Source organism: Nocardia sp. NPDC052001, from assembly GCF_040680615.1.
Taxonomy (GTDB): domain Bacteria; phylum Actinomycetota; class Actinomycetes; order Mycobacteriales; family Mycobacteriaceae; genus Nocardia.
The window spans coordinates 419,021-443,599 of the sequence record NZ_JBFAXC010000007.1; the positions used below are offsets into that span (position 1 = coordinate 419,021).

General features: G+C 66.9%; 25 protein-coding genes. 12 read left to right on the top strand and 13 right to left on the bottom strand.

The window, feature by feature from the left end; all coding sequences use genetic code 11:
* Nucleotide 1: 1 nt before the first annotated feature.
* The gene (locus AB0L82_RS30935; protein ID WP_364643994.1) at nt 2-730 is read right to left on the bottom strand and encodes an IclR family transcriptional regulator C-terminal domain-containing protein; all 729 of its coding nucleotides are present in this window, start codon (nt 728-730) and stop codon (nt 2-4) included.
* A gap of 6 nt (nt 731-736) precedes the next feature.
* Complete coding sequence (locus AB0L82_RS30940; protein WP_364643997.1) at nt 737-2,206, bottom strand: APC family permease; 1,470 nt, start codon at nt 2,204-2,206, stop codon at nt 737-739.
* Nucleotides 2,207-2,459: 253 nt separating this feature from the next.
* Here AB0L82_RS30940 and AB0L82_RS30945 point away from each other — a divergent pair, with 253 nt between their 5' ends.
* A complete protein-coding gene (locus tag AB0L82_RS30945; protein WP_364644000.1) occupies nt 2,460-4,058 on the top strand; it encodes an amidase in 1,599 nt (532 codons plus the stop codon).
* A gap of 43 nt (nt 4,059-4,101) precedes the next feature.
* The gene (locus AB0L82_RS30950) at nt 4,102-5,631 is read left to right on the top strand and encodes an APC family permease (RefSeq protein ID WP_364644003.1); all 1,530 of its coding nucleotides are present in this window, start codon (nt 4,102-4,104) and stop codon (nt 5,629-5,631) included.
* A 48-nt stretch (nt 5,632-5,679) separates the two neighbouring features.
* On the opposite strand, the gene AB0L82_RS30955 is transcribed toward AB0L82_RS30950, so the two are convergent.
* Nucleotides 5,680-6,075, bottom strand: a complete 396-nt coding sequence (locus AB0L82_RS30955; protein ID WP_364644007.1) for an ankyrin repeat domain-containing protein — start codon at nt 6,073-6,075, stop codon at nt 5,680-5,682.
* 63 nt (nt 6,076-6,138) lie between these two features.
* On the opposite strand from AB0L82_RS30955, the gene AB0L82_RS30960 reads away from it, so the two are divergent.
* Both AB0L82_RS30960 and AB0L82_RS30965 read left to right on the top strand, forming a co-directional pair.
* A complete protein-coding gene (locus AB0L82_RS30960; protein ID WP_364644010.1) occupies nt 6,139-7,512 on the top strand; it encodes an FAD-dependent oxidoreductase in 1,374 nt (457 codons plus the stop codon).
* A 161-nt stretch (nt 7,513-7,673) separates the two neighbouring features.
* Nucleotides 7,674-8,414, top strand: coding sequence for a hypothetical protein (locus AB0L82_RS30965; RefSeq protein WP_364644013.1), 741 nt, complete (start codon nt 7,674-7,676; stop codon nt 8,412-8,414).
* Nucleotides 8,415-8,463: 49 nt separating this feature from the next.
* Here the strand turns inward: AB0L82_RS30965 and AB0L82_RS30970 are convergent, their stop codons facing one another.
* The 3 genes from AB0L82_RS30970 to AB0L82_RS30980 are packed head-to-tail and all read right to left on the bottom strand — an operon-like array spanning nt 8,464 to nt 11,125.
* Nucleotides 8,464-9,126: a methionine ABC transporter permease gene (locus AB0L82_RS30970; RefSeq protein WP_364644234.1), complete on the bottom strand. Its 663-nt coding sequence runs from the start codon at nt 9,124-9,126 to the stop codon at nt 8,464-8,466.
* 38 nt (nt 9,127-9,164) lie between these two features.
* A complete protein-coding gene (locus tag AB0L82_RS30975; RefSeq protein WP_364644016.1) occupies nt 9,165-10,265 on the bottom strand; it encodes a methionine ABC transporter ATP-binding protein in 1,101 nt (366 codons plus the stop codon).
* Nucleotides 10,262-11,125, bottom strand: a complete 864-nt coding sequence (locus tag AB0L82_RS30980; protein WP_364644237.1) for a MetQ/NlpA family ABC transporter substrate-binding protein — start codon at nt 11,123-11,125, stop codon at nt 10,262-10,264. Before AB0L82_RS30980 ends, AB0L82_RS30975 begins: the two co-directional genes overlap by 4 nt.
* Nucleotides 11,126-11,274: 149 nt before the next feature.
* On the opposite strand from AB0L82_RS30980, the gene AB0L82_RS30985 reads away from it, so the two are divergent.
* On the top strand, nt 11,275-12,138 hold the full coding sequence (locus AB0L82_RS30985; RefSeq protein ID WP_364644019.1) for a MetQ/NlpA family ABC transporter substrate-binding protein: 864 nt from the start codon (nt 11,275-11,277) through the stop codon (nt 12,136-12,138).
* Here AB0L82_RS30985 and AB0L82_RS30990 read toward each other — a convergent pair whose 3' ends face one another.
* The 5 genes from AB0L82_RS30990 to AB0L82_RS31010 form a co-directional block, all read right to left on the bottom strand.
* Nucleotides 12,139-13,164: a hypothetical protein gene (locus AB0L82_RS30990; RefSeq protein WP_364644022.1), complete on the bottom strand. Its 1,026-nt coding sequence runs from the start codon at nt 13,162-13,164 to the stop codon at nt 12,139-12,141.
* 13 nt (nt 13,165-13,177) lie between these two features.
* Nucleotides 13,178-13,969, bottom strand: coding sequence for a DUF4239 domain-containing protein (locus AB0L82_RS30995; protein ID WP_364644025.1), 792 nt, complete (start codon nt 13,967-13,969; stop codon nt 13,178-13,180).
* A gap of 133 nt (nt 13,970-14,102) precedes the next feature.
* Complete coding sequence (locus AB0L82_RS31000) at nt 14,103-14,846, bottom strand: adenosylcobinamide-GDP ribazoletransferase (RefSeq protein WP_364644028.1); 744 nt, start codon at nt 14,844-14,846, stop codon at nt 14,103-14,105.
* Nucleotides 14,847-15,167: 321 nt separating this feature from the next.
* On the bottom strand, nt 15,168-17,141 hold the full coding sequence (cobT, locus tag AB0L82_RS31005) for a nicotinate-nucleotide--dimethylbenzimidazole phosphoribosyltransferase (RefSeq protein ID WP_364644031.1): 1,974 nt from the start codon (nt 17,139-17,141) through the stop codon (nt 15,168-15,170).
* A gap of 115 nt (nt 17,142-17,256) precedes the next feature.
* Nucleotides 17,257-18,225, bottom strand: a complete 969-nt coding sequence (locus AB0L82_RS31010; protein ID WP_364644034.1) for a helix-turn-helix domain-containing protein — start codon at nt 18,223-18,225, stop codon at nt 17,257-17,259.
* Nucleotides 18,226-18,311: 86 nt separating this feature from the next.
* On the opposite strand from AB0L82_RS31010, the gene AB0L82_RS31015 reads away from it, so the two are divergent.
* The 3 genes from AB0L82_RS31015 to AB0L82_RS31025 are packed head-to-tail and all read left to right on the top strand — an operon-like array spanning nt 18,312 to nt 18,810.
* Nucleotides 18,312-18,434, top strand: a complete 123-nt coding sequence (locus AB0L82_RS31015; protein ID WP_364644037.1) for a hypothetical protein — start codon at nt 18,312-18,314, stop codon at nt 18,432-18,434.
* Nucleotides 18,431-18,667, top strand: a complete 237-nt coding sequence (locus tag AB0L82_RS31020) for a hypothetical protein (RefSeq protein WP_364644040.1) — start codon at nt 18,431-18,433, stop codon at nt 18,665-18,667. Before AB0L82_RS31015 ends, AB0L82_RS31020 begins: the two co-directional genes overlap by 4 nt.
* Nucleotides 18,667-18,810 carry a hypothetical protein gene (locus AB0L82_RS31025; RefSeq protein WP_364644043.1) on the top strand — a complete coding sequence of 48 codons (144 nt, stop codon included), beginning with the start codon at nt 18,667-18,669 and terminating at the stop codon, nt 18,808-18,810. Before AB0L82_RS31020 ends, AB0L82_RS31025 begins: the two co-directional genes overlap by 1 nt.
* A 43-nt stretch (nt 18,811-18,853) precedes the next feature.
* Here AB0L82_RS31025 and AB0L82_RS31030 read toward each other — a convergent pair whose 3' ends face one another.
* Nucleotides 18,854-19,507: a DUF3043 domain-containing protein gene (locus AB0L82_RS31030; protein WP_364644241.1), complete on the bottom strand. Its 654-nt coding sequence runs from the start codon at nt 19,505-19,507 to the stop codon at nt 18,854-18,856.
* Between the two features lie 198 nt (nt 19,508-19,705).
* Between AB0L82_RS31030 and AB0L82_RS31035 the strand changes: the two genes are divergently transcribed.
* From AB0L82_RS31035 to AB0L82_RS31050, 4 genes are all read left to right on the top strand, one after another.
* The gene (locus AB0L82_RS31035) at nt 19,706-20,056 is read left to right on the top strand and encodes an iron-sulfur cluster assembly accessory protein (RefSeq protein WP_067565240.1); all 351 of its coding nucleotides are present in this window, start codon (nt 19,706-19,708) and stop codon (nt 20,054-20,056) included.
* 203 nt (nt 20,057-20,259) lie between these two features.
* Nucleotides 20,260-21,231 (top strand): carbohydrate kinase family protein, encoded by a 972-nt coding sequence (locus AB0L82_RS31040; protein WP_364644048.1) that lies wholly within the window; start codon nt 20,260-20,262, stop codon nt 21,229-21,231.
* A 124-nt stretch (nt 21,232-21,355) separates the two neighbouring features.
* Entirely contained in the window at nt 21,356-22,432 is a 1,077-nt protein-coding gene (locus AB0L82_RS31045; RefSeq protein ID WP_364644051.1) for a homoserine O-succinyltransferase, read from the top strand.
* A gap of 100 nt (nt 22,433-22,532) precedes the next feature.
* The gene (locus AB0L82_RS31050) at nt 22,533-23,246 is read left to right on the top strand and encodes an MBL fold metallo-hydrolase (protein ID WP_364644054.1); all 714 of its coding nucleotides are present in this window, start codon (nt 22,533-22,535) and stop codon (nt 23,244-23,246) included.
* An 84-nt stretch (nt 23,247-23,330) separates the two neighbouring features.
* Here the strand turns inward: AB0L82_RS31050 and AB0L82_RS31055 are convergent, their stop codons facing one another.
* Nucleotides 23,331-24,431, bottom strand: coding sequence for a branched-chain amino acid aminotransferase (locus AB0L82_RS31055; RefSeq protein WP_364644057.1), 1,101 nt, complete (start codon nt 24,429-24,431; stop codon nt 23,331-23,333).
* Nucleotides 24,432-24,579 lie beyond the last annotated feature (148 nt).

The window sequence follows — 24,579 nt, forward strand, 5'->3', positions numbered from 1 at the left end:
GTCAATACAGCAGCGGGCCCAATAGTTTCGCGTACTTACGGGCGGACTCGTCGTGTTCCAGCAGTGCCGCATACCGGCCGCTCGGTCCCGAAACACACAGTGCGCCTTCTGCGGTGCCGTGTTCGCTGTACACCGGATACGCCAGGCAGGCGATGCCCGGCACCAGTTCATTGACCGCGCTCGCATAGCCGGTCTCCCGGATGACCCGCATCTCCTCCGCCAGCACCGCATGCTCCACATGGGTGTGCGTGGTGATCCGCGCCGGATCGGAAATCATTGCCCGCCATTGAGTCCGGGTCGAGAGCAGTAGTTTCCCGGCGGCCGAGGCATGCGGATGCCGGACCAGTTCGCGCTCCCCCGGCACCGGATGATCCGGATCCTCATTGGCGACCTGCACCGAATCGGTGCGGAAATGCATGAGGTGCACCGCGAATCGCGTCGTCGCACGGAACTCGTCCAGACACCCGCGCGCGGCGGCGGGCACCACCGGGGTGTTCAGCGCCCCCGCCAGCCCGCGCAATCGCACACCGAGCCCGAAGCCGCGCAAATCCGCTGTGCGCACCAGATATTCGTCCGCGACCAGCGCGTTGATCAACCGATACGCGGTCGCCGGTGCCATATCCAGGCGATGCGCGATCTCCTTGGCGGTCACCCCGACCCCGCATTCGGCGACCACCTCGAGAATGGCCAGGGAATTGGAGACCGCGTTCGTGCGGCGTGAATCCTTCATCGCGTACTACCGGAACGTCGCGGTCTGGAGCAGATCGGTGCGCCGCGGCTCATCGTAGATACCGATGCCGCGCAATCGATCCGGCGCGAACACCCGCAACCACGCGGTGTAGACCAGCGATGCGCCCAGCACCGCGGCATAGACGGTCAGCAGTTCGGCATTGTTGCTCTGATTCGAGAACGCGGCCGCCCCCACCAGCAATGCCAGCAGCACCGCCGTCACCGCGCCCAGCACAGTGAGCGCCCGGCTGGATTCGTGAATCCGCCGCAGCAGCGCGGGCCCGGCCAGACAGGCGGGCAGATAACTGCCGAGATACCCGAGCGCGCTGAGCGTCAGGAACGAACGAATACCGTCCTGCGGTTCGGTGCCCGCCAGCAGCGCGCCGACCGCGCAGCCGGTGATCACACCCATGGCCAGCACGATGGCGTGCGCGGGCGTATGGAACCGCCGGTGCGCCCGCCCCACCACCGCGGGCGCGATGCGCTCACGCCCCATGGTGAACAGCACCCGCACCAGTGCGTTGGTGGAGGCGATGGTGCAGGCGAAGAACGAGGCGGCGATACCCAGATCCACCACGGCCGCGAGCACCCGGGCATCCTGCCGCAGCAGCAGATCCGTCACCGGTGTCTCGGTGCCCGCGCTCAATGCCGAACCGCCGCCCAGCGCAATCGATTCCGCGACCACCGCCACCACATAGATCGCCGCCGCCGCGACCGGCGTCCACACCAGCGTGCGCGGCACCGACCGGAACGGCCGATACGACTCCGAGGACAGCGTGGTCGCACTCTCGAATCCGACGAACGCGCTGATCGCCACCACCGCGCTCATGGCCAGATTGCCGGTGCCCGGATGCTCGGTGTACTCGTGCGGCAGCCCCGGACCGCCACCGCCCCGGGTGAGCAGATAGATCATGAGCGCCAGCACCACCGCCACCGACACGCATTCGACCAGCAGCGTCGCCCCCGCCGAGACGCGAATGCCGCGCACCATGAGCAGCACCGCGACCGCCGCGGCGATCAGCAGCACCGCGACTATGGCCGCGGTGGAACCGAATCCGCTCAGCCCCGCGGTCTCGGCGAACTGTCCCGCATAGGTCCCGACCGCGATCAGTCCCGCCACGCTCACGCTGCCGTATCCGACGATCGCGGACCAGCCGACCGGAATCGCCACGGTGGGCCCGAGTCCCTGCGCCACATACGTATAGAGCCCGCCGCTCACCGCGAGCCGCTGCGCCATCGGCCGGATCAGCAGCGCCACACAGGTCGCCAGCAGTCCCGCCGCCACGAACGCCAGCACGCTCGCGCCCCCGCCCACCGCGCTGATCACGAAAGGCGGTGTGACAGCCGCGGTTCCGGACGGCGCGATGGCCGCCACCGACTGCGCGAACACCGGCAGGAACGGGAGTTTGCGGCGAGTGAGCCCGCGCAGCGAGGAGCGCCGCACCACCAGTGGCGGACTCGGCGTCGGCGCGGGCATTCTCGATCCAACTCTCTACTGCTGTGACGTGAAGTCCCACAGCGTGCTCGATCCCGATGTCGGGCAGGTTAATTCCGGTTACGGCCGTTTATCGCGGGGTGAGAGAAATACCGCCCTATTTCTCTCGTTCGCGGTCACCATGACACGACTCCCCCGTTACAGCCGTCCTCTACGGTTTCGCAGCAACACCCGATGAGCCGAATAACACATCGCTCCCCGGTATCGGGCAGGAAAGAGGAAGGCGGAATCAGCTGTGACCGAGCAGGCCCGCGGAAATTCCATCGAAGGAATCACCGCACGCCATTCCGGGCATTCCGCGACCGTGAATCGGCGTGCCGCATTGGGATTGGCGGCGAAGGCCGCGGCCGTCATCGCGGCCGGGGTAGGCGGCGGCCTGGTCCACCCGATTCCCGCTGCCGCCGATGCCCCCGCGCTGCTCGAGGACACCGCGCTGGCTTTCACCCCCGCGACCGAATTGGCTCGGCTGATCGCGGCCGGGGAGGTATCGGCCACCGAACTCGCCACGTTCTTCCTCGACCGCATCGACCGGCTCAACCCCGCGCTCAACGCCTTCACCACGGTCATGCGCGAACAGGCGCTGGCCCAGGCCGCTGATCTGGACGCGCTGCGGGCGCGTGGTGAGCGGCTCGGGCCGCTGCACGGTGTGCCGATCGTGGTCAAGGACGAGGACCATGTCGAAGGCATTGTCACCACCTATGGCGGCGGGGCCTTCTCGGTCCCAGCGGCGCGGGACAGCGCGGTGGTGGCTCGATTGCGCGCCGCGGGTGCGGTGATTCTGGGCAAGACCACCATGCCCGAATTCGGGATCTGGGCGTTCACCGAATCCGATGCGCACGGCATCACCCGCAATCCGTGGGATCTATCGCGCTCGACCGCCGGATCCTCGGGTGGCACGGCGGCCGCGGTGGCGGCGGGCCTGGCCCCCTTGGGTGTGGGTGGTGACGGCGGCGGGTCGATCCGGTTGCCGTCCTCCTGGTGTGGATTGTTCGGTCTCAAACCGCAACTGGGCCGGGTCAGCGCCGCACCGAACCGGGAATTGTGGAACAACCTCGGCGTCATCGGATGCCTGTCCCGATCGGTCGCGGATTCGGCGCTGTTCTACGACATCACCCAGGGCTCGACGCCGGGTGTGGACATCTACAGCGCGGGCGCGTTGAACGGCACGTTCACCGGGGCCGCCGCGACTCCGCCCGGTCCGTTGCGCATCGCCATCTCCACCAAACCGGCCAGTCTCACCGCGACGGTGGATCCCGAGACCGCCGCCGCACTGGAAGCTCTCGGCCGCACGCTGGAATCGCTGGGCCATCACGTCTTTCACGGTGAGCCCGCCTATCCGGATATCACTGCGGCCTTCGAACCGATGTGGCTGGTCTCCCCCGCCGCCGAATCCCGCCGGGCCGATCATCCGGAGCTGCTGGAGCTGCGCACCAAGGAATTGGCGCTCTACGCAATGGCTTTCGACAATCCGGTCGCGCTGGGCGCGGCGCGCGCGGCAACCGATGCGGTGATCGGCGCGGTCATGCCGTTCTTCGATACCGCCGATGTGCTGATCACCCCGACCACGCCCGGTCCGGCCTGGCCGGTCGGGCAGCTCACCGGAATGGATTTCCACGGTGCGGCGCTCAAATCTCTTCCGGCGGCGAGCTGGACCAATATCTGGAATGTGTGCGGTAATCCGGCCGCCGCCATTCCCACCGGATTCTCCGGCGGCGGCCTGCCGCTATCGGCGCAATTGATCGGACCGCCGAACAGTGAATTGCGCTTGATATCCCTGGCCGCGCAGATAGAACAGGCCCGGCCCTGGTCCGGTACGCGGCCCTCGATCCACTGAATTCCCCAATAGCTCTGAAACCGGTTCGTAGAGAGATGAGTTCATGACCCAGCAAATACAGGCAGCGCCGGTAACCCCGGTCGCACCCGATGAATCAGCGAGCGGCGCTTCGGGTGTGCATCGCCTCAAGCCGAATGCCGTCGGATTGCTCGGCGTGGTCTTCATGGCCGTCGCCACCGCGGCCCCGATCACCGCCATGACCGGCAATGTGCCGTTCATGATCTCCTCCGGCACCGGGACCGGCACACCCGCCGGATTCCTGATCGCCATGGTGGTGCTGGCCATCTTCTCGGTGGGCTTCACCACCATGTCCAAGCACATCACCGCGACCGGCGCGTTCTACGGCTTCATCTCCTACGGCCTGGGCCGCACCGTCGGCCTGGCGTCGGGCCTGCTCGCGGCTTTCGCCTACATGGTGTTCGAACCGTCGCTGGTCGGCATTTTCGCCAGCTTCTGCACCAATACCGTTGGGGCGCAATTCGGTGTGCACGTGCCGTGGTGGGTGTTCGCGATCATCATGATCGGCGTCAATGCCATCGGCACCTGGTTCGGCATCGCGGTGGCGGAGAAGCTGCTGGTGGTGCTGCTCGGCACCGAGGTGCTGGTGCTCGCGGTCATGGCGATCGCGGTGGCCGTGCACGGCGGCGGCCCGGACGGCTTCTCGTTCGAACCGCTGAACCCGGTGAACGCCTTCGCCGGACCCTCGGCCGGGCTGGGTCTGTTCTTCGCCTTCTGGTCCTGGGTCGGATTCGAATCGACCGCCATGTACGGCGAGGAATCCAAGAATCCGAAGAAGATCATCCCCAAGGCCACCATGATCGCGGTGCTCGGCGTGGGCGTGTTCTATGTGCTGGTGTCGTGGATGGCCATGTCCGGCAACGGTATCGAGGAATCCGCGAAGCTGGCCGGGTCGGACAGCCCGATGGATGTGTTCTTCAACCCCACCACCGCCTACGTCGGGCACTGGGCCGTCATCGCCATGCAGTGGCTCATGATGACCGGATCGCTGGCCTGCGGTATGGCCTTCCACAATTGCGCGGCCCGCTACCTGTACGCCCTGGGCCGCGAAGGCGTCATCCCGGCGCTGCAGCGCACCATCGGCCGCACCCACCCGGGTCACGGCTCACCGCACATCGCGGGTCTGGTGCAGACGGTGTTCGCGGCGCTGCTGGTGCTGGGCTTCGGGCTCGCGGGCAAGGATCCGTACTCGGGCACCTACACGCTGCTGGCCATCCTGGGCACCATGGCGATCCTGGTGGTGCAGTCCACCTGTTCGTTCGCGGTGCTGTGGTACTTCCGCAAGAACCACCCGGAGACCCGGCACTGGTTCCGCACCTTCGTCGCCCCGCTGACGGGCGGGCTGGCCATGCTCGCGGTGGTCGGGCTGCTGATCGTGAATATGGGTGTCGCGGCGGGCAGCGAATCGGGCTCCCTCGTGCTGCGAGCGACACCGTGGCTGGTCGGGGCGATCGCGGTGGGTGGTATCGGCGCGGCGCTGTACCTCAAGCGCCGTGATCCGGACCGCTACGCCCTGCTGGGCCGCACCGTCCTGGAGGAGACGCACGAACGCTGACAACGAAGCACGATGGGCATCCGCTATCCAGCGGATGCCCATCCTTTATTAGTTCAGGAAGCTTTCCAGGAACGCCGTGCGATCGAACATCGCCGCCGTATCGCGCGCCGAGGGGCTTCCGGCATCCGGATCGGCCCCCGCTCCGATCAGCGCCTTCAGAATCCCGCTCTCACCCTTGAAAACCGCTCCGGCCAAAGGCGTTTGGCCCGCGTCATTGGTCACATTGGGATCCGCGCCGTGCTCGAGCAGCGTGAGAACCGCCGCTTCGTTCCCGTAGTACGCGGCCAGCATCAGAATGCTGTCGCCATTCTCATTGGTGAGGTTGACCGGAACTCCGGCGTCCAGGTACGCGCCCAATTTCTCGGCGTCACCCTGGCGTGCGAAGTCGAAGATCTGACCGGCCAACTCGAGGACCTTGTCGGCATCGGGGTCGTTCGCGCTCATTCGTCCAGTACTACCACCATGCGGTCACACCCGCTGGCGGACCGGCGACGTAACGTCATCGGTATGACTGAACGTCTGGTGATCATCGGCGGGGACGCGGCCGGGATGTCGGCGGCCTCGCAGGCGCGGCGCATGAAGACGGCGGAAGAGTTGGAGATCATCGTCTTCGAACGCGGGCATTTCACCTCCTTCTCGGCCTGCGGCATTCCGTACTGGGTGGGCGGGGATGTGACCGACCGCGATGAGCTCATCGCGCGCACGCCCGAGGAGCATCGCTCGCGCGAGATCGATCTGCGCATGCGCGTGGAAGTCCTGGAGATCGACGTCCCCGGCCGCCGCGTGCGGGCGCGCGATCTCGAAGCCGGGACCGAAACCTGGGTCGACTACGACAAACTCGTCATCGCCACCGGAGCCACGCCCATTCGCCCGCCCATTCCGGGCATCGACGCCTCCGGCGTGCACGGCGTGCAGACCCTGGACGACGGCCAGGCGCTCATCGAGACCCTGGAATCCACCGGGGGCCGCCGGGCCGTGGTGGTCGGCGCGGGCTATATCGGCGTCGAAATGGCCGAGGCGCTGATCAACCGCGGCTACGAGGTCACCATGATCAACCGCGGTCAGCAGCCCATGGCCACCCTCGACCCCGATATGGGCGCACTCATCCGCAAAGCCATGGACGGCATGGGTATTCGCGTGCTCTGCGATGCCGAACTCACCGAGGTGCTGCTCGATGCCGACGGCCGCGTCCGCGCTGTCACCACCGCCGACGCTGAATTCCCGGCCGATGTCGTGGTACTCGGCATCGGCGTGCGCCCCGCCACCGAATTGGCCCGTGCCGCAGGGCTTCCGCTCGGCCTGCACGACGGCCTGCTCACCGATCTGTCCATGCGGGTGCGCGGCCACGAGAACATCTGGGCGGGCGGCGACTGCGTGGAGGTGCTGGACCTGGTCTCGGGCACCGAACGCCATATCGCCCTGGGCACGCACGCCAATAAGCACGGCCAGATCATCGGCGCGAATATCGGCGGCGGCTACGCCACCTTCCCGGGCGTCGTCGGCACCGCCGTCAGCAAGGTCTGCGACCTCGAAGTCGCCCGAACGGGCCTGCGCGAGAGGGACGCTCACGCCGCGGGCCTGCAATTCCTGACCGTCACCATCGAATCCACCAGCCGCTCCGGCTACTTCCCCGGCACCGCCCCCATGACCGTCAAAATGCTCGCCGAACGCCGCACCGGCCGCCTGCTCGGCGTCCAGCTCGTCGGCCGCGAAGGCGCCGCCAAACGCATCGACATCGCCGCGGTAGCCCTCACCGCCCGCATGACCGTCGACCAGATGATCGCCCTCGACCTCGGCTACGCACCCCCCTTCTCCCCCGTCTGGGACCCCATCCTGGTCGCCGCCCGCAAAGCCGCCATCGCCGTGGAACGCAACCGCTGAGGCGATTCCCGCGGCTGCTACAGCCGCGTGCGCGAGGTGTTACGCACCCGTGTTTCCGGGAATAGCTCGGCGGAGGAGATTGTCGGGCATTGTTATGGGGAGCGGGGTCCGGGCAGCGATCTCCGACGGCTGTCGGCGAGCCCCCCGGAGGAGTTTTGCGCGTGAAATGGCGATGGGCACAGGGCGGCGGGGAACCACCGGCGGAACCCGCCGGCAAAGCGGCGGAGCCGCCACGCACACCGGTGACACCCAGGGGGCCTTCGGCTTTCGAACTCGCCGTACGAGCAGCCGAGACCGAACCCGAGTACGAGGCGCGCACCGGACTGATACTGACGGCGGTGCGGGAACTACTCGGACGCGATGACGATGCCGAGTTGGCCCGCGACCGGACGAACGTGCAGACACGACTGGTCGAGGCCGCGCGCACCGCACCGGATACCGCGCTGCGACTGCTCTGCGATGTCGCCGATCGCTGCGGTATCGATCCGGCCGCCGGACGTCAGGTGCTCGAGGTGTGGACCGCACGGCCGGTCGCGGCGGAATTCGCCCGGACCTGGTTCGCGGTCAACGGATTACTGCAAGACAATGCCGAACTCGGTGCGTGGCTGGCGAATTCGGTGCGCGCCGGGGCGCAGGAGGTATCCGACGAGTTCCGGGGACTGGCGCGGGAACACCTGACCGGCCTGCTGGACAAGCACTTCGAACGATACGAGTTCACCGGCGGGACCACACCGCTGTGGCAGGTGCTGTACGCCCTCGGCCCCGCCAGCCGATCCGACTGGTTCTCCCGCCTGGGCGATCTGGCGGCAGCGCGCGGCGAACAGCGCGAAGCCGCCCGGCGCTATGAACTCGCCGAACGGTTCGGCGGCAGCCGAACCGGCCGAATCCGGCAGTCGCGGTAGCGATTCGGTGCGGACGGCCCGCCGACGAGGTGACGGGCCGTCCACCCCCTCAACGCCGCAGAACCCTGCGGGCCAGCCAGTTCCCGAAGAACTGGATGCCTTGCACCCCCGCGATGATGATCAGCGTGGCCACCAGGGTGACCTGCCAATCGAAGCGCTGGTAGCCGTAGACCAGGGCGAAATCACCCAGGCCGCCGCCACCCACGGTGCCCGCCATGGCGGACATGTCGACCACCGCGATGACCACGAAGGTGTAGCCGAGTACCAAGGGGCCCAGCGCTTCCGGGATCAGCAGGGTGGTGATGATGCGCAGCGGACCGGCCCCCATGGAGCGGGCCGCCTCGATCACGCCGGGATCGACGGTCACCAGATTCTGCTCGACGATCCGCGCGATGCCGAACGAGGCCGCCACGATCATGACGAACGCCGCCGCATCGGTGCCGATGGTGGTGCCCACCACCTCCAGCGTCACCGGGCCCAATGCCGCCAGCAGAATGATGAACGGAATCGGCCGCACCACGTTCACCAGGAAATTGAGCACCAGATTGATCGGCGCGTTCGCCAGCAAACCACCCTTGCGCGTGGTGTACAGCAGCGTCCCCAGCGCCAAACCGATCAACCCGCCCACCACGAAGGTGAGCAGCACCAGGTAGATCGTGGTGCCGATGGCCTCGGTCAGCACGGGGCGCAGCTTGTCCCAATCGGTGTGCACCGCCGCGTAATTCGCGTCGGCATGCATCGTCGCGTAACTCATGCCGACCTCCGATCGTCCGCGACCGGCGCGTGCGCGTCCGGCTCATCGATGACCCGCGCACCCGGCCCGGCCGAGTGGGCGGCATCGCGTTCCAGCTCGCGCGCCACCTGGTCCACGGCCTCGGGTGCGCCATCCAGTGCCAGCGTGAGGCTGCCGAAGGTCTTGTCCTGCAACGTGCTCACACCGCCGTACACGATCTCGAATGTGACGCCCGCCTTGGCGGCGGTGGCCAGGGCCGCGCCGATACCGCGTTCATCGGCGATATCGACGGTGACGAGTCGGCCCGGATGCTTCTCGCCGAGGCGTTGCAGCTCTTCGGGATTGGGCCGGTTGTGCAGCACCGTCTCCACGAAGGATCGGGTGGGCGTGGCCCGCGGGGCGGCGAAGACGTCGAAAGTGTTCGCCAGCTCCACGATTCGGCCTTCGGCCAGGACCGCCACCCGGTCGGCGACGGCGCGGATGACATCCATTTCATGGGTGATCACCACGATCGTCACGCCCAGTTCGCGATTCACCTTCTTCAGCAGCCGCAGCACCTCACCGGTGGTCTCCGGATCCAGCGCCGAGGTCGCCTCATCGGCCAGCAGTAGTGCGGGCGAGGTGGCCAGTGCGCGGGCGATGCCGACGCGCTGCTTCTGCCCGCCCGAGAGCTGATCGGGATAGCTGCGCGCCTTATCGGTGAGCCCCACGAATTCCAGCAGCTCCGCCACCCGCGCCTTGCGCCGCGCGCGTGGCCAGCCCGCCACCTTCAGGGGGTATTCGATATTGCCCGCGGCAGTGCGTGATCGGAACAGATTGAACTGCTGGAACACCATGCCGATATCGCGCCGCAACTGCCGCACCCGGGATTCGGGCACCCCGGTGATCGGATCACCCGAGATGAGCACGGTCCCGCTACTCGGCTGCTCGAGGGCGTTGATGAGCCGCACCAGCGTGCTCTTACCCGCCCCGGAGTAGCCGATCACCCCGAAGATCTCCCCGCGCTCGATGCGCAGATCGATTTCGCTCAAGGCGGTGTGCGACTGCTTGCCAGCCTTGAATACCTTGGTGACCGAACGGAATTCGACAGCGGCGCTCTCGGTTGCGTTGCCGCTCACTTCTTCTCGCGGATGGTCTGCTGCACCCGCGCCAGAATCTGCTCCAGCTCCGGCCCGCTGCGCTTGACCTCGACCGCGGTCCCCTTGGAGGTCTTGGCGACCGCCGCCTGCACCTCGGGCCCGTGCCAGATCTCCACCAGCTTCAGATAGGTGGGATTGGTCTTGTCCGCACTGCGCGTGACGAACGCGTTGATGTACGGCTCCGCGCCGGGATTCTTCGGATCATCCTTGTACAGCGCCGAATTCGGGTCGATGCCGGACTTCTCCAGGAAGGTGTTGTTCACGACCGAGCCGTCCACCGAGGCCAGCGACAGCGCGGTCTGGGTGGCGTCGACCGCGGTCACCTTCACCTTGGACGCACCCTTGTCGACATCGGCCGGGGTCGGCTGCTTGACGTCACCGGACAGCTTCAGCAGTCCGGCGGCCTGCAGCACGAACAGCGCCCGCGCCTGATTGGTCGGATCGTTCGGAATGGCGATCTCACCGCCCTGCGGGATCTCGGCCAGGCTCTTGTGCTTCTTGGAGTACAGCCCCAGCGGCACGATCTGGGTCGCGCCGATCGGGGTCAGATCATCGTTGTTGGCGACGTTGTACTGGCCGAGGAATTGCAGATGCTGGAACAGATTCACATCCACCTGCTTCTGCGACAGCGCGGCGTTCGGCTGCGAGTAGTCGGAGTAGTGGGTGATCTTCAGGGTGATCCCCTGCGCCTTGGCCTGCTCCTCGAACACATCCCACTGCGGATCGGTTTCGGTGGTGCCGATGCGCACCACATTGCCCGCCGCGTCATCGTTCTTACCGCACGCCGTCGCGGTGAGGGTCAGCCCCGCGACTGCCGCAACCAGGACCGGGATCGCCAGTACCCGTTGGAATTTCACTCGTGCTCCCACATGGTCGTCGAAAATCGAACCTGGTAAGCCAACCTTTCCGGCAACCCCCGAGCAATGATTGCGATCGGGGCGATCGAAACACTCCCGCAGCCGTGATGCGATCGCCTAGCTTGTCCAAAATGCGAAAATTGCGCCGTCTCCTGGTGATTCCGCTGTTGCTGAGCCTGGCCCTGAGTGCGGCCTGTGGCCGGGAACACGACGAGGGTGTGGTGCGCATCGGTGTGAACGATCTCGCACAGCCGCACTGGGACGTGTTCAAGAAGAAGGCGTCCGCCGCGGGCATCACCGTCGAATTCGTGAACTTCTCCGATTACAACCAGCCGAATCCCGCACTGTCACAGGGGCGGGTGGACCTCAACAAGTTCCAGCACATCCGGTATCTGGCCAACTACAACGCCCGCAATAACGACACCCTGATCCCGCTGGGCGCGACCGAGATCTACCCGCTGACGCTGTACTCGAAGAAGCACAAGAACGTGTCCGAGGTACCGCAGGGCGGCGAGATCACCCTGAGCAACAATCCCGCGAATCAGGTGCGGCCGCTCTTGAGCCTGGCCGCCGCCGGATTGATCGTGCTGAAGAACGGCGCGAGCTGGGATTCCAAGATCGAGGACGTCGACAAGGCCGCCTCCAAGGTGCGGCTCACCACCATCGATCCGACGCTGACCGCGCAATCGCTGGAGAGCGTCGACGCGGCCTTCGTGGACGACACCTTCGCCCAGCCGGCCGGGCTGACCCAGCAGCAGGTCATCTACACCGATGACCCCAATCGGCCCGATCTGACCCAGTACATCAATATCTTCGCCGCCCGCGCCGCCGATAAGGACAACCCGAAGCTGCTCCAGCTGACCAAGCTCTATCACGATCCCGAGGTGGAGGCCGCGATCAAGGCCGAAACCGGCTATCAGGGCATTTTCAAGAACAATCCGCCCGCCGAATTGCAGACCGCGGCAACCGAACTCGAAGCCAAGTTCAAGAAGTGATCAGCCGCGACGGCTGCGGGCGTTCTTCGCCCGGGCGGCGGCGAGGATGGTGACGACCATGACGGTCATCATCTGCAATGTGTTCCAGTCCACCGACTCCGGGGCCGGTGGGGCCGCCAGCACCACCGGACGCGGAGGTATGACGACCGGAATCACCGGCGGTGCGGGCGGCACCGCCGCGATCTCGACGGGCGGTACCACCGGAGCCGCCACGGGCTCGACCACGGCGGGTGGTGCGATCGCCGAGGGAATGAGCAGCGGGATGCCGGGAATCTCGGGCGCGACCGGCAGCAGGAGCAGGCAGGTGAGTGCGGCGCTACCGAGCGCCGCACTGCCGACCATGACACTGCCCGCACCCGAGGAGCCCGGTCCCACCAGACCACTGGAACCGGGAACGAAGCCGGGACCGATCAACCCGGAGCCGAATCCGCTGCCGGTGAGCAGGCCGAGACCCAGTACGGCACTGCCGAATACGGCGCTGCCCGCGCAGGCGGTGAGCACGCTGCCGGACTCCAGTCCCAGCGTCTCGCCGAGTGTGCTCGGAGCGGCCACCTGCCCGCGAAACGCGTCCGAGGCCGAACCGGACCCGGGTAGCGCGATGGCCGCGGCGGCCGGATCGGCGGCGCTGCCGCTGCCCGCGCTGCCGGTGGCCGAACTGCCGGTGCTCAGATAGCCACCGCCCGCGACCGGGTTCACCCCCAGTGAGCTACCGGATTTCGCACCGTCCCTACCGGAGCTGCTCCCCGAGGCCGCACCGCCGTTCGCGGAGCTGCTGCCCGAAGCGCCCAGCCCGATACCGGAATTGCTGCCGGAATCGCTGCTCCCCGAACCCACTCCGAGCGAACTGCCGGTGGGCCCGTCGATGGGCGCCGCGCCGCCGCCGGAACCCGCACTGCCGGAGATGATCTCACCGATCGACGGCAGCCCCGGATCGGCGACGGCCGCGGCGGGATGTACCGCCAGGAACGCCGCCGCGATCGGAGCTGCCGCGAATCTGCCTGCGCCGCCGCGCTTTCCCTTATTCATGACTACCTACTCTTCAGCGCGGCAGAATGCTCGAGGAGCCGCCGGAGACGATGTGCTCATACCTGGACAGCGCCAGTTCGAAAGCGTCCTTGGACACCATGTTTCCGCCCGCGAAGGGCCGATCCAGTTGGTAGACCGCGAGAATCACCGCACCGACCACCACTCCGAACAGGCCGGTCATGATGGTGCTGCGCCGGGTGACGACCACACCGGAGAACACCGTGCCGAGCAGCAGCATCCCGGTCGCGAACCACAGCGCCACATAGAGGAAGGTGGGCAGCCGGTAGGAGGCGTCCATACCGCGGTCGTAGCGCGCGTCCGAGACCGTGTCGAGCGCCGAATCCGCTTTGTCCTGAATGTCCTTGACGTTCGGATCCGCCATGGAAAGCCCGGCCACCGCCGCCCGCAATTCATCGAGGGTGTTCTGGGTGTCCTGGCTGAGCTTGGCATCCTTGCTCATGACCTGCCACTCCGAACCGACCACCTGCTCGGTGTAATCGCGCACCAGACCCTGAATCTGAGTGCGATCCTGCATCGGCAGATCATTGGCCGCCTCGTACACCGAGACCAGCGCCTTCGCCTCGGACACGGTATGCGCGTGCGAATTGTCGTACTGCTGCCACAGAATCACCACGACGAAGGCCACGATGGCCGCGAAGAACATATTCACCAGATCCAGCACCATGGTGCTGGAAGCTTCGTCATCACTGTGCCGCCAGGTATCCGGGCGCAATCGATCACCGACCAGGAAGACGGCTACGGCGACCACCGCGAACAGGACGAGCACACCCAACTGCAATGCCATACTCGGCTCCGCCTCCCAGGTACGGGCAATATCGAACACGAGATATTCGAGGCCACAGGGCGGTCGGATTGTGACGCAAGCAATCCGTTATAGAAGACCGCGGGTAACGATCCCCCGGTCAGCGCGGGATCAGTCAGCCGAGGGTGAAGACCCCGGCGGCAATCGCGACGGCGAATTCCAGTGCGGCCCCGAGCACATCGCCGTTGAGCCCGCCGAATCTGCGTACGCAGTGCCGCACCAACAGGGCCGCCACTCCTAGCGCGGCAATCACCCCCAGCGGCCCGATCCACCACTGATTTCCCGCGAATAGCGCTGCCGCCACCGCGATTCCGGTCCAGATCGCACCGACGATCACCCGTTGAGTCCCCGCGACCAGCGCCCCGAATCCCGCTCCCGGCGCGGCCTCGATCCCCCGTCGGCAAGCCAGCACCACCGCGACCCGCCCCACCGCGACCGCCGCGACGATCCCCGCCCACCGCCCGGCATCAGCCAAGGCGGCGAACGAAACCGCCTGAATCCCAATCACAAACACCAGCGCGGCCACCCCGAACGGCCCCGCCCCACCACTCTTCATGATCTCGCGCGCACGCTCCGGCGGCCCGTAACTCCCGAGCCCATCCATCGTGTCGGCGAGCCCGTCGATATGCATCCCCCGCGTAATCAACGCCAGCCCCGCCACCGCCACGAATCCAGCCAGCAGCCACGACGCCCCCGCCGCACCAAGCACCCACATCAGCCCGGCCGCACCGAGTCCCAGCAGCGTCCCCACCACGGGTGCCCATCCGATAGCGCGTCCCGCCGCGCCTCGATCCACCAACTCAGGGCCGCGCACAGGCAATACCGTCAACCATGAAAGCGCCAGCCGCACACCATTCATGAGCGCGTGGCCTCCATGCTCACAGCACGCAGCCGCCCGCACAGGGCAAGCTCCCAGCGCGGGACCCGTCCGGACAAGACTGGTTTCCGCCTCGCTCCCAGTCCGAACACAGTGGTCGCCAACGACGCAACGGCGATTGTCGAGCACGCTCCCGACGCCACAGGGGACATTGGGCCGGCTGCGAACGCCCGAGCCTCGGTGCCGCTACGCACCGGCCGATTCGGTGCCCGCCGGGCGAATCTCGTCTGCGATCGCGGAGCGAATGTTGTTCCCGAGTCGGGCGCTTTCGTAAGCGCCCGAGCGGGTTCCGTGGTGGCGGCTTTACGCACCGGAGGGTTCGGTTGCGGCGTCGGCGGTGCTGACCCCGGCCTGGGCGAAGGTCGCCATTTCGGCGAGGGTGGCCACGGCGGCGCGCAGGACCGGGAGGGCGGTGACCGCGCCGGAGCCTTCGCCGAGGCGCATATTCATTTCGACCAGCGGCTCCAGCTGCAGGCGCTGCAGAGCGATGGTGTGCGAGGGCTCGCTGGAGCGGTGGCCCGCTACCCACCATTCCTTCGCGCCGAGTGCCAGTTGGTTGGCGACGAGAGCGGCGGCGGTCACCACCACGCCGTCGAGGATTACCGGGGTGCGGCGGGCGGCCGCGCGGGCGAGGAAGCCCGCCATGGCGGCGAGGTCCGCACCACCTGCGGTGCGCAGCAGGGCAACCGGATCCTTGACGACCGGGCGGGCACGCCACATGGCATCGCGGATGGCGGCGGTTTTGCGGATCCAGCCCGCGTCGTCGACGCCGGTACCGCGACCGACTGCCACCACGGGTTCGGTGTCGGTGATGGTGGCGATCAATACGGTGGCGGGAGTGGTGTTGCCGATTCCCATATCGCCCGCGATGAGAAGGTCTGCGCCGGAATCGATTTCCTCATCGGCGATGGCGGCGCCGGCGGCGAGCGCGGCCTGTACCTCGGCCTCGGTCAGCGCGTCCTCGCGGTCGATCGAGCCGCTGGACTTGCGCACCTTGTGCCGCGAGATCTCGGGTGCGGTATCACCCTGCACCGCAATGTCTTCCACCCGCACGGTGGCATCGGCCAAGCGCGCGAGCACATTGACCGCCGCCCCACCCGCCAGGAAGTTGGCGACCATCTGCGCCGTCACTTCGCTGGGGTATGCCGAAACCCCATGCGCCGCAACACCGTGATCCCCCGCGAACACGACCACGCGGGCACGTTCGAACTGCTTGGGCGGGCACACACCCTGGCAGGCGGCGACCCAGTTCCCCAGCTCCTCCAACCGCCCCAGCGCCCCAGCCGGTTTGGTCAGCTCCAGCTGCCGCTCCTTCGCCGCGACCAGGAAATCGCCATCCGGACCGGGCACCGGACCGAACGAAATCCGCACCGGCTTGGTGAGTTTCAACCCGCCATCGGCGCTCGGGTCCGACTGCGCGGCAGCCTGATCCGACGCGGCGGCCGCTGCCACGGCACTCGACACCACAACGGTCTCAGCGGTGGAAACCGTAACCGTCTCGGCGGCGGAAGTCGCGGCCGTCCTGGTGGCAGAGCCCGCCGACCCGGTGGCGGAACTCGCGACACCGGCGCTGGAGTCCGTCGCGGCCGAATCCGGCTGTGCGGCATGCTGTCCCGCGGTTCCGGCGGCGGTCGCGAGCACGGCGGCAACCTGCGCGTTGGCGGTCGCGGTCGCCTGGGCGTCCGCGGTGGCGGCAGCATCGGTGAGTGCCGCGGCGGAGGCGAAGGCGCGATCGGGCTTGATGCGCAGCGGCTGACCCGCCACTACGAGGTAGATCTCATCGCAGAGCTGAGCCAGGCGCTGATTCAGCGCACCGAGCTCATCGCGGAAGAGGCGGCCGGAGTGGGTGGCGGGGATGACGCCCATGCCTACCTCGGGGCTCACGATGACGAGTCGTTCGGAATATTCGGCGACCGCCGCGACCAGCGCGTCGACATCGGGCGCAATGGTCCCGCGCGGGGATTCCCACGCGCCACGCGCATCGATGCGGGCCGTCAGCCAGGTGCCGAGATCGTCGATGAGCGTCGACGGAACAGGCTGGGCCAGCGCGCCGACCGGATCGCCTTCCACGACGGTCCAGTTGCCGGGCCGCCGAACTCGGTGTGCCGCAATCCGTTCGGCGAAATCCGTATCCTCGGGATCCGGTACCGCGGTGGCGATGTACCGCACCGCCTCGGAGACGACCAACTGTTCCGCGAAAGCCGACTTACCGGACCGGGCTCCACCGAGCACCAGCGTCCGTAGCGGTCGATCGGTTGACTGAGCACTGTGCGACACGTCAGCACGGTATCAACACCGTGCGCTCCCCAGCCGATGAGGCACGACTCGAGATCAACGCGTATGCCGTCACACCCGCGAAAGCCGAGCAGATACCCGCATTGCGGCGAGCGCGTCAGGGGGCGCGCACACCGCCGAACCGCCGCCGGTACTCCGCCGGCGCGATGCCGACCTGCCGCTGGAAGTGATGCCGCAGCAGCGCCCCGGACCCGAATCCGCACCGATTGGCCAGATTCTCCAAATCCATATCGGTGTCTTCCAGCAGCTGCTTGGCGAGCAGAATCCGCTGCCCGGTCAGCCATTTCACCGGCGTGGTCCCGGTCTCGGCCGCGAACTTGCGCGCGAAGGTGCGCGTGGACGTATTCGACCGCGCGGACAGCGATTCCACCGTATGCGGCAGCTCCAGGTTCTCGCCCATCCAGTGCAGCGTCTCGCTGAGACTGTCCGAACTGCAATCCACCACGGGCCGCTCGATGAACTGCCGCTGCCCGCCGTCGCGCTGCGGCGGCACCACCATGCGCCGCGCGATGGCATTGGCGACCGAACTCCCGAGCTCACGCCGCACCAGATGCAGGCACGCGTCGATTCCGGCGGCCGTGCCCGCGCTGGTGATCAGATTGCCCTCGTCCACGAACAGCACATCCGGATCAACGGTGGCCTGCGGATACATCCGCGCGAGTTGTTCGACGTACCGCCAGTGCGTGGTGCATTTGCGCCCGTCCAGCAGTCCGGCCGCGCCCGCGAGGAAGGCCCCGGAGCACACGGTCAGCACGGTGGCCCCGCGCTCGGACGCGTCCCGGACCGCGTCCACCACCCGCGGGTCCATGTCATGTTCGGACGAGTACGGGAACGCCGGAATCGCCACCAGATCCGCGTCCCGCAACTCCTCCAGCCCGTACTGCGGCGTCACCGCGATACCGGGCGAACTGGAGCCGAGCGGCTTACCGGGTTCGACACCGCAGACCCGGAAGTCGAACAGCGGCAGCCCGTCCGAGGTCCGGTCCAGCCCGAAAACCTCACAGACGACGCCGAATTCGAACATGGCGAGGCGTTCGTTGAGTACGACGGCGACCTTCGAGAGCATGTTCCCATCCTAACTGGCGGGATATTTGCGAACTATGTCAGAACTGCCACTGTTGGCAGTAACTGCATTAGAGAAAACTTACTGCCATGCAAGCCCTTACCGCAATCACCGCAGCCGGAACCGCGATGAGCGCCCTCGGCTACCTGACCTACGCCGCCATGGCCTGGGACAGCACCGAATCCACCGATGAGAACGAGGCATGCGCATGACCACCATCAGCACCTTCCAGCACCTGCACCACACCGAGGCGACCGCCACCGAGCACAAGGCAAAGGCCATGTTCACTCGACTGTTCACCCTGTTCTCCGCCGCCGGGCGCGCCGTACCCTTCCATCGTGAATCCGATTGGGGCATGAGCGGATCCACCGGCATCACCGACCGCGATCACGATCGCGCCGCCCTCGAACTGCACGCCATCTCGAGCATGCGCGAGCACGGCTGATGAGCTGGCTGTCCCTGGCGCTCGTCGGCCCGGCCCCGCGGCAGTGGGGCACGCACGCCACGACCGTGCACTTCGGCGACGAACGCCCGTACCAGCCACCCGAACCACCGTGTCATCACGACACCGACCCCGACAATGACTGAGGGCCGCCGAATCATTCGGCGGCCCTCGTCGTTTCGCGAGAATCTAGATGCTGTCCCCCGCGCTGACCCGCGGCTTCGGCGCACGCATGCGGCGAATCTGCGAGGCGCGCACGAACGAGTACCAGCCCAGCGAGAAGCTGGACTCGGTGGCATCCGGGAAGCGCTCGCGCACCCGGCGATTCACGATGCGACCGAGGATGATGCCCTCGATGATCATGAAGACCATCATCACCAGCATGGCCAGCGTCACGATCGCCTGCAGTGCGGGCGAGAGGATCATGCTCAGGATCAGCACGAGTGCAAGGGGCATGAACAAGCCGAGCAGATTGCGGCGCGCATCCACGATGTCGCGCACGTAACCCTTCACCGGACCCTTGTCGCGCGGCAGCAGGTACTGCTCCTCACCGGCGAGCATGCGTGCCCGGCGATCCTGCACCGACGCCTTGCGCTCGGCCGAGGCGACCTTGCGATCCGCACGGGAACCACGTAGCTCCTTGCGGCGCGCACGCGCTTCCTTCGAGGTCAGCGGGGCGGGTGCGACCGGCCCGCGACGGCGGGCCTCGGCCTCGCGACGCTTGGGGGTGGGCCGCCCTTTACCGGCGGTGGACGGGCGCTCCGCGACCGTCGCCGCACCACCGGCATCGACGACAGGGGTGTCGGAGGTGGGAGTGGATTCGCCACGGCGCAGGAACTTCACGGCGACCAGGCTATTCGATGGCATGCCCGCCGGAAAAACCTGGTCCGCCCGTTTTGCGCGCGCGGCCGCTCAATCCCTGCAACTGCTGGCAGAATGACCGCCGCGTAGGATTGGGAATAGTCGCCCGCGAAGTGGCGTTGACAGGCGTTGAGCCGTGCCCCTTCTCACGGGTTGAAAACAGGTCCTTTAGGAGAGTTCATGACTGTGCAGAACGAGACCACCACTCATGGTGCGACTCTGACGGACGCCGCTGCCGCCAAGGCGAAGGCGCTGCTCGATCAGGAGGGCCGCGACGACCTCGCGCTGCGCATCGCCGTACAGCCCGGTGGCTGTGCCGGCCTGCGTTACCAGCTCTTCTTCGACGATCGCAGCCTCGACGGCGATCTGGTCGTCGAATTCGGCGGCGTCAAGCTGGCCGTCGACCGCATGAGCGCCCCCTACATCCAGGGCGCCTCGATCGACTTCGTCGACACCATCGAGAAGCAGGGCTTCACCATCGACAACCCGAATGCCACGGGCTCCTGCGCCTGCGGCGACAGCTTCAACTGATCTAGCCCGACCAGCGCGGAACCCCCTTCCCGGAGGTTCCGCGCTGTTGTGTGCTCAGGGTTAACCCGCCCGCAAGTTGGAGTTTCCTGTCTCGGACAGGGTATTTTCATAAGTGCGGACCCATCGGTTCGCTCCCCCCGGCCCCGCGTCTGCCTCGTCTCGAATAGGTGTGCGCAGCGCACGTCACCGAAGGATCGACGCCCGTGACCATCGCCGTGTCCGCATCAATCGCGACCGACCACCTCATGCGCTTTCCGGGGAAATTCTCCGATGTGCTGCTGGCCGACCAACTCCAGCACGTATCGCTGAGCTTCCTCGTCGACGACCTGGTCATCCGCCGCGGCGGCGTGGCGGGCAATATCGCCTACGCCATGGGCCTGCTCGGCCGCACCCCGTTGCTGGTCGGCGCGGTCGGACCGGACTTCTCCGATTACCGCCAGTGGCTCGAGACCAACGGCGTGGACTGCTCCGCCGTGCGCATCTCCACCGAGGCGCACACCGCGCGTTTCGTCTGCACCACCGATGAGACCATGGCGCAGATCGCGTCCTTCTACCCCGGCGCGATGAGCGAAGCCCGCGAAATCTCCATCGGCGAACTGGCTTCGGGCCGCGACCTCGAACTGGTCCTGGTCGGCGCGAACGATCCCGACGCGATGGTGCTGCACACCGACCAGGCGCGCGCCGCGGGCATTCCCTTCGCCGCCGACCCGTCGCAGCAGCTCGCCCGCCTCGACGGCGAACAGGCCCTGACCCTCATCGACGGCGCGGCCTACCTGTTCACCAACGAGTACGAGTGGGGCCTGCTGCTACAGAAGACCGGCCTCACCGAAGCCGAAATCGGTGAGCGCGTTGGCATCCGGGTCACCACCCTCGGTTCCAAGGGCGCCAAGATCGTCGACCGCGACGGCACCGAACTGCACGTCGACGTGGTCCCCGACAACGCCAAGGTCGACCCCACCGGCGTCGGCGACGGCTTCCGCGCCGGCTTCCTCACCGGCCACTCCTCCGGCCTGTCCCTGGAGCGCTCGGCCCAATTGGGTTCCCTCATCGCCGTTCTCATCCTCGAGACCGTCGGCACCCAGGAATGGACCCTCGACAAGGACGTGGCGTTGAAGCGCCTGCGCGAGGCCTACGGCCCGGACGCCGCATCCGAAATCGAGTCGATTCTTCGCTGACACCTGCTGGACTCTTTTGTACCGCACGCTGATCTCACGATCGGCGTGCGGTTTCTTCTGTGCTGACGCCTGACCCGGTCGTCGGCCCTTGTTCGTTGTAAGACATTTCTCGAAGGACCTGATGATGGTGGTACGGGTCGGCACTGTGGTGAAGATCGGAATTGTGGATCTGATCTCGTCACGGCCGGACAGCATGACGCGGCGGGTGTTCGCCGAGGCGGTACGCGGGGCGACCGGACGACTCGGTTGGGCGATACCGAATTTGCCGTTTGCCGACCCTACGCCCGTGGAATGGGCGGAAAACGCTGTCAATCAAGATGATTCGCTCGGCGGGATCGAGTTGAGCTGTTTCGGGATCGATCCGCTCGGGTCGCCGGATGCGGTCGATTGGGCGGCGCTCGCGGCGATGGACGGGCTGATCATCAGTGGGAGTGAGCCGACCGAATCGGATATCGCCGATGAGCCGTGCCTGGCGATCATCGATCGGCTGCTGCGTGAGTGCGCGGGCAGTTCGCTGCTGTTCTCTTGCCAGTCCGCGCATGCCGCGCTGTATCTGCTGCATGGGGTGCGGCGGCATCGGCTCGCGCGGCGGCAGCATGGGGTGTTCGATCACCGCGTGCATACCTCGGGGCTGCTCGATCTGGAGATGGGTACGGGCGCAGCGCATTCCGGGCCCGAGGCGGTGCTGACCGACGGGCTCGCCACGCCGGTGCGGGTGCCGCATTCGCGGTGGAATGTCATGGCTTCGGCTGATCTGCGCGCCGCGGGGCTCACCGTACTGCTCGATTCCGAAGAGGCGGAGTGGCAGCTGGCCATCGGGCCCGCGGGGTTGCGGCAGGTGTTCATCCAGGGGCATCCGGAGTATCTGCCGGACACCATGGCGCGCGAGTACCGGCGGGATCTGCGCCGGTGGATCGCGGATCCTTCACTGCCGTTCCCGCAGATTCCGGTCGACTACTTTCCGGCCGAAGTGCATGAAAGGCTCGTGGCGCTCGCCGAACTCGTCCGGATCAGCCGGGATCCAGCGGTGCTCGACGATCTCGTACTGCCCGAGGATCACACCCGGGTGGCGCACGACTGGTCCACATACTCGCGCGTGTTCTTCGCCAATTGGCTGGCGGCCGTACGGGATCGCCGCGGGATCGCGACGGAGACGACCATCGGCATGACATCCTCCGATCCGGAAGCATTGTCCGCGTAATCGCGCGCGGACATGTCCGTCATATTTCGACTGGGCGACAGTCCAACTTCCATGGGGGTACCGCACATTCGATCGTGCCCGAGGCAATAGGGTGTTCGGCATGGGCTCCGACCGTTTGTATTTTCGTCAGCTGCTCGCGGGACGCGACTGGGCCGTCGGTGATCCGATCGCCACCCAGATGCGGAACTTCGCGTACCTGATCGGTGATCGCGACACCGGTGACTGCGTGGTCGTCGACCCGGCGTACGCCGCCGCGGATCTGGTGGAGATCGCCGAGGCGGACGGTATGCGGCTATCCGGTGTGCTGGCCACCCATCACCATCCCGATCATGTCGGCGGCACCATGCTCGGCTTCACACTGAGCGGGGTCAAGGAGCTGCTCGAGAAGGTCGACGTGGCGGTGCACGTCAATGCCGAAGAGCTGCCGTGGGTCGCGAACGTCACCGGCATCGCGCCGAGCGAGCTCACCGGGCACGCGCACGGCGACAAGGTCGCGGTCGGCGGCTTCGAGATCGAACTGCTGCATACGCCTGGCCATACCCCGGGCAGCCAGTGCTTCCTGTTCGACGGACGGCTGATCGCGGGTGACACGCTGTTCGTCGACGGCTGCGGCCGCACCGACTTCCCCGGCGGCAATTCCGACGACATGTTCCGCAGCCTGCGGTATCTGGCTGAGCTGCAAGGCAATCCGACGGTGTACCCGGGCCACTGGTACTCCGAGGAGCCCAGCGCCGAGCTGACCAAGATCGTCGAGAAGAACTACGTCATGCGCCCGAAGACGCTCGAAGAGTGGCAGATCTTCATGCCCAGCTGACTTCCGGTCGGCGAAGTCCAGCCCCTAACGCACAGCGCCCGCCCCGAATCTCATTCGGGGCGGGCGCTTTTCAGCATCTGAGGCTCAGGCCAGGGTGCGCATCCAACCGTGGCTGTCAGCGAAGGTACCGCGCTGGATACCGGTCAGGGTGTCCCGCAGCGCCATGGTGACCTCACCGGGTTCGCCTCCGCCGATGGTGAATTCGCCCTCGGCCGACTTCACCGTGCCGACCGGCGTGATCACCGCGGCGGTACCGCACGCGAAAACCTCCGAGATCTCACCGGATTCAGCACCCTTGCGCCACTCCTCCACCGAAATCTTGCGCTCCTCAACGGGATACCCCGCATCAGCGGCAAGCGTGAGCAGCGAATCGCGGGTGATACCCGGCAGCAGCGAACCCGACAGCTCCGGCGTCACCAGCCGCGCCTCCGACCCGGTGCCGAACACGAAGAACAGATTGTTCGTGCCCATCTCCTCGACGTACGCCCGCTCGATGGCATCGAGCCACACGACCTGATCGCACCCCTGCTCGGAAGCCTGCTGCTGCGCCAGCAGCGACGACGCGTAATTACCCGCGACTTTGGCCTCACCGGTGCCACCGGGAGCCGCGCGCACGTATTCGGTCGACAGCCACACCCGCACCGGCTTCACACCGCGCGGGAAATACGCACCGGCGGGCGACCCGAGCAGCAGGTACTTGTAGGCACTCGCGGGCTTCACGCCCAGCCCCGCCTCGGTGGCGAACATGAACGGCCGCAGATACAGCGACTCCTCGCCCCCGGCCGGCGGCACCCACTCGGAATCGATCTCGAGCAGCTGCCGCACCGATTCGATGAACAGCTCATCCGGCAACTCCGCCATGGCCATCCGCGCCGCCGACCGCCGGAACCGCGCGGCATTGGCATCGACGCGGAAGGTAGCGATACTGCCATCGGCCTGCCGATACGCCTTGAGCCCCTCGAAGATCGCCTGCCCGTAGTGGAACACCATGGTCGCCGGATCCATCGACAGCGGCCCATACGGCTCGACCTGCGGATTCACCCATTCCCCATCGATGTAATCGATGGACACCATGTGATCGGTGAAGAACCGCCCGAACCCGGGCGCCGCGAGAATCTCCTGCCGACGCTCCGCCGAGGTGGGCGCGGGATGCGAGGTGCGGGTGAACTGCGCGGCAACTGTCATGCTCGGGAGTTTAATTCGCCGCCGAGAAGGACGCGCCGCCGCCCACCCACCCGCTAACCCGGGCGCGTCGCACTGAACCAACCGACCGGTGCGAGATGGGCCGACGAGGCGGGATACCGATGTCAGCCAACCAACCGCACGTGCGTCA